Annotated in this window: 15 protein-coding genes and 1 pseudogene; 12 read left to right on the top strand and 4 right to left on the bottom strand. The window is 53.2% G+C overall.

The features are described from left to right. Positions 1–157 precede the first annotated feature (157 nt). The 7 genes from desA (at position 158) to ACHHV8_RS34490 (ending at position 6339) form a co-directional block, all read left to right on the top strand. Positions 158–1141: a Delta(5) desaturase DesA gene (desA, locus tag ACHHV8_RS34520; RefSeq protein WP_395163975.1), complete on the top strand. Its 984-nt coding sequence runs from the start codon at positions 158–160 to the stop codon at positions 1139–1141. A 195-nt stretch (positions 1142–1336) separates the two neighbouring features. Further along, positions 1337–1846 carry a hypothetical protein gene (locus ACHHV8_RS34515; protein ID WP_395163974.1) on the top strand — a complete coding sequence of 170 codons (510 nt, stop codon included), beginning with the start codon at positions 1337–1339 and terminating at the stop codon, positions 1844–1846. After that, the gene (locus ACHHV8_RS34510) at positions 1783–2904 is read left to right on the top strand and encodes a helix-turn-helix domain-containing protein (RefSeq protein WP_395163973.1); all 1122 of its coding nucleotides are present in this window, start codon (positions 1783–1785) and stop codon (positions 2902–2904) included. The genes ACHHV8_RS34515 and ACHHV8_RS34510 overlap by 64 nt, the downstream gene beginning before the upstream one ends. Before the next feature lie 268 nt (positions 2905–3172). After that, positions 3173–3691 carry a nitroreductase family protein gene (locus ACHHV8_RS34505; protein WP_395163972.1) on the top strand — a complete coding sequence of 173 codons (519 nt, stop codon included), beginning with the start codon at positions 3173–3175 and terminating at the stop codon, positions 3689–3691. A gap of 2 nt (positions 3692–3693) precedes the next feature. Next, complete coding sequence (locus ACHHV8_RS34500; RefSeq protein ID WP_395163971.1) at positions 3694–4647, top strand: ABC transporter permease; 954 nt, start codon at positions 3694–3696, stop codon at positions 4645–4647. Further along, entirely contained in the window at positions 4637–5584 is a 948-nt protein-coding gene (locus tag ACHHV8_RS34495; RefSeq protein ID WP_395163970.1) for an iron chelate uptake ABC transporter family permease subunit, read from the top strand. The genes ACHHV8_RS34500 and ACHHV8_RS34495 overlap by 11 nt, the downstream gene beginning before the upstream one ends. Beyond that, complete coding sequence (locus ACHHV8_RS34490; RefSeq protein ID WP_395163969.1) at positions 5581–6339, top strand: iron ABC transporter ATP-binding protein; 759 nt, start codon at positions 5581–5583, stop codon at positions 6337–6339. Before ACHHV8_RS34495 ends, ACHHV8_RS34490 begins: the two co-directional genes overlap by 4 nt. A 152-nt stretch (positions 6340–6491) precedes the next feature. Here ACHHV8_RS34490 and ACHHV8_RS34485 read toward each other — a convergent pair whose 3' ends face one another. Beyond that, on the bottom strand, positions 6492–6821 hold the full coding sequence (locus tag ACHHV8_RS34485) for a FlxA-like family protein (protein ID WP_395163968.1): 330 nt from the start codon (positions 6819–6821) through the stop codon (positions 6492–6494). Positions 6822–7014: 193 nt separating this feature from the next. On the opposite strand from ACHHV8_RS34485, the gene ACHHV8_RS34480 reads away from it, so the two are divergent. The 4 genes and pseudogenes from ACHHV8_RS34480 (at position 7015) to ACHHV8_RS34465 (ending at position 9777) form a co-directional block, all read left to right on the top strand. Then, complete coding sequence (locus ACHHV8_RS34480) at positions 7015–7458, top strand: MarR family winged helix-turn-helix transcriptional regulator (protein WP_395163967.1); 444 nt, start codon at positions 7015–7017, stop codon at positions 7456–7458. Positions 7459–7557: 99 nt separating this feature from the next. Further along, positions 7558–8187 (top strand): nitroreductase family protein, encoded by a 630-nt coding sequence (locus ACHHV8_RS34475; protein WP_395163966.1) that lies wholly within the window; start codon positions 7558–7560, stop codon positions 8185–8187. A 30-nt stretch (positions 8188–8217) separates the two neighbouring features. Next, a complete protein-coding gene (locus ACHHV8_RS34470; protein ID WP_395163965.1) occupies positions 8218–9165 on the top strand; it encodes a ring-cleaving dioxygenase in 948 nt (315 codons plus the stop codon). 1 nt (position 9166) lies between these two features. Next, positions 9167–9777, top strand: a pseudogene (locus ACHHV8_RS34465) (alpha/beta hydrolase). 161 nt (positions 9778–9938) lie between these two features. Here ACHHV8_RS34465 and ACHHV8_RS34460 read toward each other — a convergent pair. Then, positions 9939–10262 (bottom strand): winged helix-turn-helix transcriptional regulator, encoded by a 324-nt coding sequence (locus ACHHV8_RS34460; RefSeq protein WP_395163964.1) that lies wholly within the window; start codon positions 10260–10262, stop codon positions 9939–9941. A 262-nt stretch (positions 10263–10524) separates the two neighbouring features. Between ACHHV8_RS34460 and ACHHV8_RS34455 the strand changes: the two genes are divergently transcribed. After that, on the top strand, positions 10525–11403 hold the full coding sequence (locus ACHHV8_RS34455) for a VOC family protein (protein ID WP_395163963.1): 879 nt from the start codon (positions 10525–10527) through the stop codon (positions 11401–11403). 141 nt (positions 11404–11544) lie between these two features. On the opposite strand, the gene ACHHV8_RS34450 is transcribed toward ACHHV8_RS34455, so the two are convergent. Together ACHHV8_RS34450 and ACHHV8_RS34445 are read right to left on the bottom strand one after the other, a co-directional pair. Continuing rightward, the gene (locus ACHHV8_RS34450) at positions 11545–11859 is read right to left on the bottom strand and encodes a DMT family transporter (protein ID WP_395163962.1); all 315 of its coding nucleotides are present in this window, start codon (positions 11857–11859) and stop codon (positions 11545–11547) included. A gap of 7 nt (positions 11860–11866) precedes the next feature. Next, positions 11867–12226: a DMT family transporter gene (locus ACHHV8_RS34445; protein ID WP_395163961.1), complete on the bottom strand. Its 360-nt coding sequence runs from the start codon at positions 12224–12226 to the stop codon at positions 11867–11869. Positions 12227–12228: the final 2 nt, after the last annotated feature.

Raw genomic sequence — 12228 nt, 5'->3', positions numbered from 1 at the left:
CAGCCGGGGGCCAAATAAGTTTTCTTTGTGAACTCCCCTTGCAGTTAAAAGATGGGCGTATCCATTTGGGAGCGTATCCTTTACACTTAGTTGAGTCCATTAAATATTAATGGATTCAAATAACAAAGGCTTTGACTTAGAGAGGAAGATTGCAAGCATGACTTTAGAAGCGGCCGGTGCATGGAGAACGGACATCGCACCGTATGAAAGACCCCGCAGGAGGCACAGCATTTGGCAGATGGTCAATACGCTCGTTCCTTTTGCCGTACTCTGGTATTTGGCTTATTTAAGCCTATCCGTATCCTATTGGATTACACTGCCTCTTACGCTGCTGGCAGGCGGATTTTTGATCCGCATCTTTATTATCTTTCATGACTGCTGCCACAAATCGTTTTTCAAAAGCCGTACGGCCAATGAAATCATCGGAACGATTACCGGGATTTTGACCTGCTGCCCTTATCACCAGTGGAGATACAGTCACAGCGTTCATCACGCTTCCAGCGGCAATCTGAACAAAAGAGGCGTCGGCGACATTTGGACGCTGACGGTCAAGGAATACGTTTCCGCTTCCAGGCTCCGCAGGTTCGCCTACCGGATGTACCGCAATCCGTTCGTCATGTTTGTTATCGGTCCGATCTATATTTTTCTTATCGATTACCGCTTTAACCGCAAGCGTGCAGGGTGGAAAGAGCGTCTGAATACGTATGTAACGAATTTGAGCATCGCGGGCGGAGCCGGGGGCTTAAGCTGGCTGCTCGGCTGGCAGGAATTTTTGCTGGTCCAGGGGCCGGTGTTTTTCGTCTCCGGTATGCTCGGAATCTGGCTATTTTATGTGCAGCATACCTTCGAGGAGACGTATTACGAGGAAGAGAAGGAATGGGATTATGTGAGCGCGGCCCTGCAGGGCAGCTCCTTCTACAATCTGCCGCGGCTGCTGCATTGGATTACCGGCAATATCGGCTTTCATCATATTCATCATTTAAGCCCGCGAGTGCCCAATTATTACTTGGAATCGGCGCATAATGCGAATGCTTCGCTGCGGGACGTTCAAACGATTACCCTCAAGACGAGCTTGAAATCGCTCAAATTCCGGGTTTGGTGCGAACAAAACAAACGGTTCGTCGGGTATAAGGATATTTAGCGGCATACAAATTCTAACCTATAAAATACAAGGGCTCTTCTTCCGCCGTACGGCGGGGAGAGCCCTTTTGCTTTAAGCGCCGGCCACGGGATATTGCTTTTATTTCCAGCGGTACAAAAACAATTTTCCCTTGCTAATGAAAATCATTATCAATTATAATTTTCATATTCTATAACAGGGAAAGGAGCGGAGTCTATGAATTCGGCTCAATCCCCCCACGGGCTTTCACTTCATTATCTGGATACCCAGGATTACAAAATCGAGAAGCAGCTGAGCTTCGACATCCTAAACGGCGCCTATGCGGGGTTCGGCTACGTGTTGAAGGGCTCCGCCAAAATTACGATAAAGGCCGGTACGCAGCAGCGAACGGCCAAGGTCGCCTACGGCGAAATTTTTTATATTCCTCCGGATTGTGTGTGCACGATCCATAACAGCGATAAACAATTGGCGCAGGTCATTCAAATCCGCTTTCAGTTCGACAAAGCCACGGATGCTGAGGGGGGCTCTCCCTTCCATGCGCCTGCTTCAGATACTCCAAGCCTCCGGTTCTACCGGTTCCGGATGCCGCGGGCCGCAGCTGGATCCAGGATCTGCTTCAAGCGGGGCAGCAGCGGCATCCCGAGCCTTCGCTTTACTTCCAGGTGCAGTCGTATCTTTACGCCATCGCATCGGAATTTATGGCCGTACTGGAGAAGCCGAAGGTAACGGATGACGACCTGACCGATTATGTGACGCAGATTAAGCAGAGCATTCTGGAGCACTGCAGCGCGCAGCTCGATATCGAAGAGGTTGCCCTCTTATCAGGCTCCAGCTATACCCGCTTTTACCAGGTCTTCAAAAAGCACACCGGGCTCAGCCCCCTTAAATTTCTGACGAATACCCGGCTGAATGAATCGCTGCGTCTTCTTGCGAATGCTCCCGCTTCGATCATGGAGGTGGCCCATTCCGTCGGCTACTCCGACGAGCTGTACTTCAGCAGGCTGTTCAAGAAGCATATGGGGCTGTCGCCCACAGAATACGCGGCCTGCGCCAAGACGCGGGTAGCCAACCTGTGCCCGGTCTTCCGCGGCGATTTGGCGGTGCTCGGTTTGACGCCGGTGCTGGAGCTGCAGAGGGAATGGTTCAGCGATCCCCACAAGGACAAGTACTACCAACGGATCGAACAGAGCAGGCCGGGTATTATTTTCACCTCGCCGGTAGCCGATGAGGTATATAATACGCTGTCGCAGATCGCTCCGGTCGTCATGATCAAATGGAAGGGCTATTCTTGGAAGGAGCGTCTGCTGCAGATCAGCCGCAGGCTGCAAATCCCGACGGTGGCCGAATGGTGGCTGGCGTATTTCCAGATGAAGGTCGAGCATGCCAGAGGGCACCTGCGGGAGCATTTGGGCGATGAGCCTTTTCTCGTCGTCAGCGCCTTCGAGCCGTTTTATCGGGTGTACGGCTTGCAGCGCATCAAGATGAAGGATTTGTTTTACGATGAGCTGCAGGTTAAGGCGCCCGCGTCGGCCGAGCAGATCACCTTTTTGGACGTCCAGTCGCTTGCCGAGGTAGCCTCGCTGGACTGTAATAACATTCTTATTCTGGCGCCGGATTCGGTTTCGGATGAAGACTGCATCCAGATGGAGGAGGAGTGGCTTCAGCTCAAGCGAAGCCGGCAGCAGAAGCGCTGTATCTTCATCCGTCACGAGGAGCCGCTTTTATATAATGCGTCATTCTACGAGAGGCTGATGAATCAATTCGTCGATCAGCTGATCGGGTAATGCGGGGCACTTGGTTGTCCCTCGCTGCCTCCGGACGGGTCAAGAAAAATCCATGCGCTTCAAAGAAATGTCTATTCCAGTACCGGGATGATTGTGTAAAATGAATTAAGATGATAATGATTCTCACTTTCATTATATAGTACGGAAAATTTGTCCTGAGGAGACAGCTGAAAACGCATTTTTCAGTCATTTCGAAGACACATAGGAGGTTTTTCATCGATGGAGCTAGCCCAACTCATGAAGGAAAGGCGTTCGGTGCATCAATTCGATGAACCGTCCCGTTTCGCTGGAGCTTGTAACGGAGCTGCTGGACGCGGCCGTATGGGTGCCGAACCATAAGCTGACGCAGCCGTGGAGATTTGTTGTTGTGCACGGCGAAGGACGCCGGAAGCTGGCCGGCGTTGCCCGGGCCGGAGCGGAGAAGCGGGACCCTGCCAATGCGCAGGAGCTTGGCCAAAAGTTTTACAACCGGTTCATGTCCGTGCCTATGTTCGTCGCCGTCGTGATGAATGAAAACACGCATCCCGTGGTGTGGGAAGAGGATTATGCGTCCACCAGCTGCATCATTCACAATTTCAGCCTGCTGGCATGGGAGCAGGGGCTTGGACTCGTCTGGGAAACGTACCCGCTGCTGCATAACCCGGAATTCCGCGCAGCGTTGGGCGTTGGCCCCGGAGAGAAAATTATCGGAAGCCTGCATCTGGGCTATCCGGCCAAGATTCCGCCGGCGCAGCCGAGAGTGCCTGCAGCCGAACGGCTTACGGTTATCGATGGGACGAATGCTTAACAATGAAACTTAGAGGCCTATTCGTCATACTTATCCTATTATCTATAGTATCCATATTTATCGGGGCGAAAGATATTTCCCCCTGGGATCTGTTCCGGATGAATCAGGATCAGCTTCAGGTCATGTTCATCTCCCGCTTCCCGAGGCTGATCAGCATTCTGATCGCCGGCGTCAGCATGGGAGTTGTCGGGCTGATCATGCAGCAGCTGACCCGCAACAAGTTCGTTTCTCCTACGACAGGGGGGACGGACGATTCCGCGAGGCTCGGGATTCTGGTTTCGCTGTTGTTTTTCTCGAACGCGACGACGATGCAAAAGATGCTTGTCGCCTTCGTATTCGCCCTGCTCGGCACGTTTGTGTTTATGAAAATTTTGGACAAGGTGAAGTACAAAGACACGATTTTTATTCCGCTGGTCGGTTTGATGTTCGGGGGAATCGTGACCTCGTTTGCGACGTTTATCGCTTATAAATACGATCTGATCCAAAATTTGTCCTCCTGGATGCAGGGCAATTTCGCTTTGACGATGAAAGGCCGCTACGAGCTGCTGTATATCAGCATCCCGGTCGTTATCATCGCTTATTTGTATGCGAACCGGTTTACGATAGCGGGGATGGGCGAAGAATTCTCCGTTAATTTGGGATTGAACTACAAGCAGGTAGTCAATCTGGGTCTGATTATCGTCGCCCTGGTCTCATCGGTTGTCATGCTGACCGTGGGCACGATTCCCTTCCTGGGGCTTATCATTCCGAATATCGTCACGATGTATAACGGCGACCATCTGAAGAAGAACCTCCCGCATACCGCGCTGCTCGGCGCCCTGTTCGTTCTGTTCTGCGATATTTTGGGACGGGTGATCATCTTTCCGTACGAAATTCCGATCGGCTTGACCGTCGGCGTGCTGGGAAGCGCCATATTTCTGTATTTACTGTTGAGGAGAAAAGCATATGACGTATAAGACAAAGCTTGCTTTTCTTTCCATACTGGCACTGGCGGTCATCGCTATTTTCCTGACGATCAATGCCGGCGGCAACTGGGACTATGTGCTTCCCCGCAGAGCCTGGAAAATCGCTACGATGGTTTTGACAGGAGCCTGCATCGCATTTTCCACCGTTATTTTCCAGACCATTACGAACAACAAAATTTTGACGCCGAACATTATCGGACTGGATTCGATGTACATGCTTGTGCAGACGGCTGTCGTCTACGTATTCGGTTCGAGCACGAAGCTGCTGGTGGACAACAATCTGAACTTCGCGATGACGCTGTTTCTCATGATGCTGTTCGCGGGCTTGCTGTATAAGATGATGTTCAAGCGGGAAGGCGGGCATATTTACCACCTGCTTCTGGTCGGTATCATTATGGGAACGCTGCTCGGCAGCTTGACCACCTTTATGCAGGTGCTGATCGATCCGAACGAGTTTCTGGTGCTGCAGGGCAAAATGTTCGCAAGCTACAACAAGGTGCAGGGACAGCTCACCACGATTTGCTTCGTCGTAGTGCTCATTATTGCGGCATACTACTCCCGGTTCGCCAAATATATGGATGTACTGTCGCTCGGTAAGGATCAGGCGGTCAACCTGGGCGTGGATTATCATTATGTCATCAAAAGGATGCTGCTGATCATCGCTGCGCTGATCTCCGTCGCTACGGCGCTGGTCGGGCCGATTACGTTTCTGGGGCTGCTGGTGGCCAACGTGACTTACCAGTTCATGCGGACGTACAAGCACTCGCTGATTATTCCCGCTTCTATCCTGCTGAGCGTTATCGCGCTGGTCGGCGGCCAGCTTATTGTGGAAAGAGTGTTTACGTTCACGACAACCTTGAGCGTCATCGTGAATCTGGTCGGCGGATTGTACTTTCTATATTTGCTGCTGAGGGAGAACAAATCATGATTGAAGTCAGACAATTAACCAAAACATACGGCGGCAAAAGCGTCGTCGATAACGTGTCCTTAAGTATCGGTAAAGGCAAGATCACCTCGTTTATCGGTCCGAACGGCGCAGGCAAAAGCACGCTGCTCTCGATGATCAGCCGTCTGACGAACAAGGATGCCGGAGAGGTCTATATCGAGGGCCGGGAGATCGGCCAATGCAAAAGCACGGATCTCGCCAAGCAGATCTCCATCCTGAAGCAGTCTAATCATATCAACGTTCGGCTTACGGTTCGAGAACTCGTCTCCTTCGGGCGGTTTCCGTATTCTCAAGGTAAGCTGACGCCAGAGGATTGGAAGCATGTCGACGAAGCGATCGCTTATATGGAGCTGGAGGAGCTGCAGCATAAGTATTTGGATCAGCTGAGCGGCGGGCAGAATCAGCGGGCTTATATCGCGATGGTTATTGCGCAGAACACGGAGTACGTGCTGCTGGACGAACCGCTCAACAATCTGGATATGCGGCATTCCGTACAGATTATGAAGGTGCTGCGGCGGCTGGTGGATGAGCTGGGCAAAACGGTAATTATCGTTATTCACGATATTAACTTTGCTTCCTGTTACTCCGACTACATAGTCGCGCTGAAGAACGGCAGGGTCATTAAGGAAGGCGCTATGGAGGAAATCATCGATTCGGCTGTGCTGAAGGAAGTGTACGATATGGATATTCCGATCGAGACGGTAGGCGGGAACCGGATCTGCGTTTATTTTAGTTAGTGATCCCTGCCACAAATCGCAAAGAGCGGGTGCGCCTAATTGACAGGCGGCACCCGCTCTTTGGGTTGAAAGGGAGGCGGATGCTTAGGCATGCGCCAATTCGAACGCGTTTTCATATCCGGAACGGGCGGCCCGTTCTCTCTATATTTGAATTAGATGCGAATGTCGATAGTTTGGTCGCCGGAGGCAGTGTTCTTGCCGAGACGCGGATCGGCTGCCGGTGGCGAGGCCTGCGGCTGCTGCGAAGCAGAGGCAGTGCTGCTTGATTTCCCTTGGGCCTTGGCGATTTGCTGCTCGATTTGTTGAATTTGATTCTGAATGAGCTGCGTCTGCTTGCTCTTCGTTTGTTCGTCCTCTTTGCTGTCTTTGATTTTATCCAGCTGAGATTGAAGCTGAGCCTTTTGTTTTTCCAACGCTGCGGTATCCTGGCTGTTCGATGAATATGCGGCAGAAGTGCCGGAAGATGCAGATGAGATATTCAAGCTCTCACTCCTAAACAATGAATGTAGTTCCTTGTTATTAATGTACATGATTTAGGCGGGAGGAACCTGAGCAGCGGCTGAATGTTAACTGAAGATATTCTGAAAAAATGCCGCTTGACATTTAGATACAAATAAAGTATCTTAAATTTAAGATATTTGATCGACATAACGATAGACGGATGGAGGGAACACGATGACGACCCCAAGGGATGAAGCATTGGATCTGTATATTGCGCTCTCGCGGGCAAGCCAATGGGTCAACGCGCATGCGGACCGGGATATTCGGACGCACGGCTTGAACCGGACTGAATTCGGGGTTCTCGAATTGTTATACCACAAGGGAGCTCAGCCTATTCAGCAAATCGGCGGAAAAGTACTGATGAGCAGCGGCAACATCACTTATGTAGTCGATAAGCTGGAGAAGAAGCAGTACGTTTCGCGGAAAGCTTCGACGGAAGACCGGCGTCTCGTCTATGCGGAGATTACCGCGCAGGGCAAGCAGTTTATCGAGGATGTTTTCCCTAAGCATGCCGAGGTGATCGCTAAAGCCGTGGAAGGGCTGACATCTGAGGAGAAGCAGGCGGCCAGCCGGCTGCTCAAGAAGCTGGGCAGACACGCACAGGAAACATACAAGTAGCTCACTGGGGATTGAAAAGAGCTGCTTCCATTTTTCCCTTATATCTTAAATTTAAGATTCTTTAATATTAGACAAATGAATTGCAGGAGGCGCATGAAAATGACAGAGTTCGAATCCTTATTGAAAGCACGCAGGTCCGCTAATAAATTTATTCCCGGCGTGGAGATACTTGATACAGAATTGGAAGAAATATTTCATCTCGTTAAGTTTGCTCCTTCCGCCTTTAATCTGCAGCATACGCATTATGTCGTTGTGAAGGAGCAGCCGCTGAAGCAGAAGATGTACGAGGCCGCCCATAAGCAGTATAAAGTGCAGACCGCTTCAGCCGTCATTATCGTACTTGGCAAGAAGAACGCCTATCAAGACGTTGGCCGGATCCACGAAGGCCTTCTGGCGCTTGGGGTCATGAATCAGCAGGAGTACGATCTTACGGTCAGATCGGTGCTCGACTTCTATGAGGGCAGAGGAGAGGCGTTCCAGCAGGAGGAAGCGATCCGCAATGCAAGCTTATCCGCTATGCTGTTCATGCTGATTGCCAAGGAGAAGGGCTGGGACAGCTGCCCGATGATCGGCTTTGACCCGGAGGCTCTCCGCGAGGCGCTGCATATCCCGGAAGACTATATCCCCGCACTGATGATTACGCTGGGCAAAGAAGATACATCCAATCAAAGACCGCGCGGCTACCGCAAGCCGACCGGCGAGTTCGTCAGCTACGGTACGTTCAAATAAATCAATCAAATGACAAGGGAGATGGAATACATGACTAAACATACGGCAGGCATCCACCATATTACGGCTTTTGTAAGAAATCCGCAGGATACGGTAGACTTTTACGCCGGGGTGCTCGGATTGCGGCTGATTAAACAAACGATCAACTTCGACGCTCCGGAAGTGTATCACCTTTATCTTGGCAACGAGCTGGGAAGTCCCGGGACGATCATTACGTTCTTTCCTTGGGCGCATTCGCGCAAAGGACGTATCGGAGGAGGGCAGGTCGGCATCACAACGTATGTCGTTCCTGCAGGGACGCTGGATTTCTGGGCGGAGCGGCTGCGCAAATTCGCTATTGCCTTCGAGCGTACGGAGCGGTTCGGTGAAGCCTATCTGCAATTTGAAGATAAAGACGGCTTGAAGCTGGAGATCGTCGCGCGGGAGGAAGGCCCGCAAAGCCAATGGTCCTTCGGCGGCGTGCCTGCGGAGAAGGCGGTCAAAGGGTTCGGGGGAGCGATTCTGTACAGTACCGCGCCTGCCCGCACGGCGCATCTGCTAGAGCACGTGATGGGGCTTAGCAGGGTCGGACAGGAGGGAGCCTATACGCGGTTTAAATCGACGGGAGACCTCGGTAATGTGATTGATTTGAACGTGACGCCGATGGGCTATGGGATTGGCGGCTCGGGAACGGTGCATCATATAGCATGGCGGGCACAGGACGATGCGGATCATGCGCAGTGGAGAAGCCATGTGGAGCAGAACGGCTTCCAACCGACGCCGATTGTCGACAGGCAGTATTTCAATGCGATTTATTTCCGCGAGGAAGGCGGCATCTTATTCGAGATCGCAACGGATCCTCCGGGCTTTGCCAGAGATGAGGAGCCGGAGCACTTGGGCGAAAAGCTGATGCTTCCCGCATGGTTCGAAGCCAACCGTCCGCAAATCGTAGAGAACCTGGAGCCTTTTGAGGTGCGTGTACTGAAGGAGGATCAATAACATGAGGCATCTATTTGAACAAGGCTCCGACTTGAACGCGCCGGTCCTCGTGCTGCTGCACGGAACTGGCGGCACGGAGCGGGATCTGCTTCCGCTGGCGCGGCGGATTTCCCCGGGCTCCCCGGTGCTCGGCATTCGGGGGAACGTGCTGGAGAACGGGATGCCGAGGTTTTTCCGGCGGCTGGCAGAGGGGGTGTTCGACGAAGAGGACTTGGTCTTCCGCACGAAGGAGCTGAGCGATTTCCTGGACCATGCCGCCGTCGAGCACGGCTTGACCGCACCAACTTCGTGGCCGTCGGCTATTCCAATGGAGCGAACATTGCCGCAAGCCTGCTGTTTCACTGCCCTGACGTGCTTAGAGGAGCGATTCTCCACCATCCGATGGTGCCGCGGCGAGGAATCGGCCTGCCGGAGCTTGGCGCGGTACCCTGCTTCATCGGAGCAGGCAGAAACGATCCGATCTGCTCCCCTCAAGAGACGGAGGAGCTGAAATCGCTGCTGGAAGGGGCGGGAGCGCAAGTCACCGTACAGTGGGAAAACTTCGGACACCAGCTTTCCCAGAGTGAGGCGGATGCAGCGGCAGCCTGGTTCCGGGAACACTTCGGAGCCTGACGGCAGCACAAAGAATCGACCCTGTTCCGCGCATGCGGCGAGGTCGATTCTTTGTGAAATAATAGGTGCGGAATATAACCGGAGAAATACAGGGATAACAGCGGATCGGAACAAGGCTCCGTACTCGCAGCGACGGCTTTTTCAGTGGCCTCGTGCTAAGCTTAGGCTTCCTCCGGCTCCACATAAGCCTGCGACCAGGCTTCAATCGACCGGATGACCGGCTCGATCGCACGGCCCTTCTCCGTCAAAGAATACTCTATACGTACAGGAGTTTCCGGGAAAACATCGCGCTTGACGATCCCCTCCAACTCCAGATCCTTGAGTCTTTCCGACAACAGCCTTCCGCTGATGCTCGGCAGCGCGGCTTCCATATGGCAGAACCGCTGCGGCCCGGCAAGAAGCTGATGAATAATCAGTCCCGACCAGCGTTTGCTCAGTATTTGCATGCCTTTCTCAAAACGGGGACATAAGGTTGATGCGTCCATAATAATCACCTCGCTTACTTTATTATATCAAAAGTCGGTGAGCTAACATAGTAATAATGTCGCACAGGAGTTACTTGACATAAATAAAGCATGTAATTATACTTAGTTACAAAAAGTAACTAAATAAACTGTGGCGTAACGCCAACGGATGAGCTGTAACCCATCGCTGACTGTCGGCTCGAGACTATGTCCCGATTTACGCTGTCATCGAGACCGCGGGGAGTCTGCGTAGCGGTGCCGCCATCAGGAGGAGGAGGTTCCCATGACTTACAAGCTGGATCCGCAAACAGAGATCGGTCAGGTGAAGCTGAAAGTGAGCCGTCTGGACGACTCTATCGCTTTTTACGAGGAAGTTGTAGGTCTTCGGGTACTGGAGAGAACGGCCGTGACCGCCGCGCTGACGGCGGATGACGTCAAGCCTCTGGTGCTGCTGGAGGAGCTCCCGGACGCGGTGAAGCTGCCGAGAAGGAGCGCTGCGGGGCTGTATCACTTTGCCCTTCTGCTGCCTGACCGCAGGTCGCTCGGACTTGCGCTGCGGAACCTGATCCGGTCCGGAATTCATATCGGAAGCTCCGACCATCTCGTCAGCGAGGCGCTGTACATTGCCGATCCGGATAATAACGGCATCGAAATTTATGCCGATCGTCCGCGCTCCAGCTGGCAGTATGATGCGGCAGGGCATGTGTTGATGGCTACGAACCCGCTGGACCGGGATGGACTGCTCGTCGAAGCGGAGGAAGCTCCGTGGGACGGCCTGCCTAAGGGAACGAAGCTTGGTCATATTCATCTTCATGTGAGCGGACTTGCGGAGTCGCAGTCGTTTTACAGCGGAGTCCTCGGCTTCGATGTAGTTTCCCGTTATGCGGACAACGCCTTGTTCATCTCCGCCGGCGGTTACCACCACCATATCGGGCTGAACGTTTGGGCTGGCGCAGGTGCGCCCCTGGCACCGGCGCACGCGGCGGGACTGGCTTATTTCACAGTGGCCTTTGCCGGAGCGGAGCCGCTGGAGAACACTTTGGCGCAGCTTCGGAACGCAGGCGTTCCCGTTCACCAGGAAGCGGAAGCCTGGATAGTCCACGATCCCTCCGGTATCGAGCTTCGGCTTGTAACGCAGCCGACCGGCAGCGAAGCAGGTTAACGGTGCGAATCTTTTAGAACGTTAAATAAGGCATCCCCTCCCTTGTCGGAGCGGGATGCCTTATTTTATATAATCGCCTCCGCATGGAGAGGAGGGGATGAGGGGCAATACGTCCGCCTTCAACCGAACGCGGCCGGGAGATCAGCCGGTCAGCTTCAAGCCGATCACACCCGCGATAATCATGGCAATGCAGGCAAGCCGCTTCGGATCGCGGGATTCGCCATAGGCAAAGATGCCGACAACGGATGCGCCGGCGGCGCCTATGCCTGTCCAGATGCTGTACGCCGTCCCGATCGGGATGTCCAGCAGAGCCATAGAGAGGCAGTACAAGCTTAATCCGAGGGCGGCGAACCAGGCCAGCGTCGGCTTCCAACGCGTAAAGCCGTTCGATTGTTTAGTGAAAATGACAGAGATGACTTCCATAAATCCGGCAGCAATCAGAAAAATCCATGACATGTCGGTATCAGCCCTCCCGCCGGGATTGGCCGGAACCCGGATTGCCCTCGCTCGGGGTAACCATCTTCAAACCAAGAATGCCCCCGATCAATAGGCCGATAAATAAGAGCCTGAGCCCGTCTCTCGGCTCCCCCAGGAAGAGCATTCCAACGATGACCGTTCCCGCCCCTCCGATGCCGGTAAATACGGCATAAGCCGTTCCGACGGGCAGCCGCTTTAAGGACTGCGCATAGAGATAGAAGCTCAGCAGGATACAAGCCAGCGTCAGCACGCTGGGAACCCATTTCGTAAAGCCGTCGGTCAGGGCGAGACCTGTAGCCCAGCCCACGTCGGCCAATCCTCCGATAATGACATACAGCCAAGCCATAG

Source organism: Paenibacillus sp. TAB_01, assembly GCF_043945595.1.
Classification (GTDB): Bacteria; Bacillota; Bacilli; order Paenibacillales; family NBRC-103111; genus Paenibacillus_S.
Note: the sequence above shows the minus strand (reverse complement) of the source record. Positions and strands in the feature narration are given on the sequence as shown.